At 33.4% G+C, this 2688-nt stretch carries 3 protein-coding genes and 1 pseudogene; all 4 read left to right on the top strand.

The genetic code is table 11. From position 1 onward, the window contains the following. Nucleotides 1-1468 (top strand): ABC-F family ATP-binding cassette domain-containing protein (locus AC1DJR_RS25480; protein ID WP_477003805.1); only part of this gene is annotated, 1468 nt, incomplete at its 5' end. Between the two features lie 142 nt (nucleotides 1469-1610). Then, entirely contained in the window at nucleotides 1611-1766 is a 156-nt protein-coding gene (locus AC1DJR_RS25475) for an ATPase (RefSeq protein WP_429688386.1), read from the top strand. Nucleotides 1767-1774: 8 nt separating this feature from the next. Then, complete coding sequence (locus tag AC1DJR_RS25470) at nucleotides 1775-1960, top strand: hypothetical protein (RefSeq protein ID WP_429688385.1); 186 nt, start codon at nucleotides 1775-1777, stop codon at nucleotides 1958-1960. Between the two features lie 440 nt (nucleotides 1961-2400). Continuing rightward, nucleotides 2401-2688 (top strand): annotated as a pseudogene (locus AC1DJR_RS25465) (glycerol phosphate lipoteichoic acid synthase); the annotation flags it as partial.

Raw genomic sequence — 2688 nt, 5'->3', positions numbered from 1 at the left:
ATCAACAGGTGACATACATATTACGCCAGGTGAGCGTCTAGCAGTATTAAAACAGAATCACTTCGAATATGAAGAGTTCCCTGCACTAGAAACAGTAATGATGGGTCACACACGTCTTTATAAAGTAATGCAAGAGAAAAATGCAATTTACATGAAAGAAGACTTTAGTGATGAAGATGGCATGCGTGCTGCAGAACTTGAAGGTGAGTTCGCTGAGCTAAACGGTTGGGAAGCTGAGTCAGAAGCTGCAATCCTTCTAAAAGGATTAGGTATYGGYGAAGATATTCATGATAAAAAGATGTCTGAATTAACAGGGGCAGAGAAAGTAAAAGTATTACTTGCTCAAGCTTTATTCGGTCAACCTGACATTCTATTACTAGATGAGCCTACCAACCATTTGGACTTAAAAGCGATTCAATGGTTAGAAAACTTCTTAATGAACTTTGAAAATACAGTTATCGTTGTATCCCATGACCGTCACTTCTTAAATAAAGTATGTACGCACATGGCTGACCTTGATTTCGGTAAAATTCAATTATACGTTGGTAACTATGACTTCTGGTATGAATCAAGCCAATTAGCATTAAAACTAACGCAAGATTCTAACAAGAAAAAAGAAGAAAAAGTAAAAGAGTTACAAAACTTTATTGCACGCTTTAGCTCAAATGCATCTAAAGCGAAACAGGCAACTTCTCGTAAAAAATTGTTAGATAAAATTACATTAGATGATATTAGACCATCATCACGTCGTTATCCGTTCGTTGGTTTCACACCAGAACGTGAAGTAGGAAATGACCTATTAACAGTTGAAGGTATTTCGAAAACGATTGATGGCGAAAAAATATTAGATAATGTGAACTTCACTTTAAATAAAGGTGATAAAGTTGCATTTATCGGACGTAACGATATTGCGATGACAACATTATTTAAAATTCTTATGGGTGAAATGGAGCCAGATAGCGGTTCATTCAAATGGGGTGTAACAACATCTCAAGCTCATTTCCCAAGAGATAACTCTGAGTACTTCGAGAACAGTGATTACACTTTAATTGATTGGTTACGTCAGTTCTCTCCACAAGATGAATCAGAAAGTTTCTTACGTGGTTTCTTAGGCCGTATGCTATTCTCTGGTGAAGAAGTAAAGAAAAACGTTTCTGTTTTATCTGGAGGAGAAAAAGTTCGYTGTATGTTATCTAAAATGATGTTAAGCGGTGCAAACGTATTAACAYTWGATGATCCRACGAACCATTTAGACCTTGAGTCTATTACAGCTTTAAACAACGGTTTAATCACATTTAAAGGAACATTACTATTCACTTCTCATGACCATCAGTTCGTACAAACAATTGCAAACCGTATTATCGAAGTAACGCCAAACGGTGTAGTTGATAAGGTAGCAACGTATGATGAGTTCTTAGAAAGTCAAGAACTTCAAAAACAAGTTGATGCAATGTACAAAGGTCAATAATAAATGATTAAAACCCTCGCTTTCTTTTATGAGAGCGGGGGTTTTTTAATATAAAGTGGGGGGAGGATTAAAATGAATAATTATTCAAAAATAACATTAGCGATGGTAAGAAATTTTTGAAGCGTGGATAAACCCTGAAATGATGAAGAAATGGTTTTTTACATTGGAAGGGACGGATAAAGTAACGGAAAATACTCCTGAAGTAGGAGGGAGTTGGGAAATTATTGATCATCGTGGCGGAAAAGATTATCGAGCAATTGGGGAATATATCGAAATGAATCGTCCTAAAAAAAATTAATATTTATATTGAAGATATCACAGTTTAGTGAATTATTAGATAAAATCACAGTTGAAATAAAAGAGAAACAACAAGGATCTGAAATGATATTTTCACAAAATATAATCGTTGCTCATGAAGAAGATTTGACAAAATATGATGTTGAAAAAGCTTTAAAGGGGTGTCATGATGGCTCTGAACATAGTTGGAATTAATATTCATGGGACTTAAAGAATTGTTTAAAAGAAGAGGGAATAGCTACAAAGGATGATAAACGGTAGTCGAAAAAGTGTAGTTTGAGCAAATTGCCCAAACTACACTTTTTATTTTATGAAATTGGGTAGTTTACATGAATGTACCAAAATTGGAGATAGATTAGTTTGCAAATGAGGAAATAAAGGATTATAGTTTGTGGAGTCATAATTAGTGGATGAGCCCCTGGGAGAAAACAGGAAATGTTACAAATGTATTTTGTAAAATAGAAACCAAAGTCAAACTGTTTAAAAAGAAATAGTTGAATAAATAAAAGCTACAAATTATAATTACTAATATTCTTCATATAGTTAAACAAATAAAATCTATTTGAAGAAGAAAAATTAAATAGAGAGACAGACTTATATAAAATAAGCCTTGGATGATCAAAAGAGGTGGAGAGATGCAACAATTTTTATTAAAGAGTAAACGAGTATTAAGTAATCATTTTGGATTTTTCGTATTTGCCGTTATTTTACTTTGGTTAAAAACATATGCAGCATATGTAACAGAATTTAATTTAGGGATATCGAACACAATCCAAAAGTTCTTACTGTTTTTCAACCCGTTAAGCTCAGCAGTTCTATTTTTAGGGCTCGCATTATTCGCGAAAGGGAAACGAGCTTACATTTGGTTAATTATTATTAATTTGCTAATGTCTATACTTTTATATGCCAACGTAGTATATTAT

This window comes from Bacillus sp. 05T31 (assembly GCF_056396725.1).
This window is presented reverse-complemented; position numbering and strand designations above follow the sequence as displayed.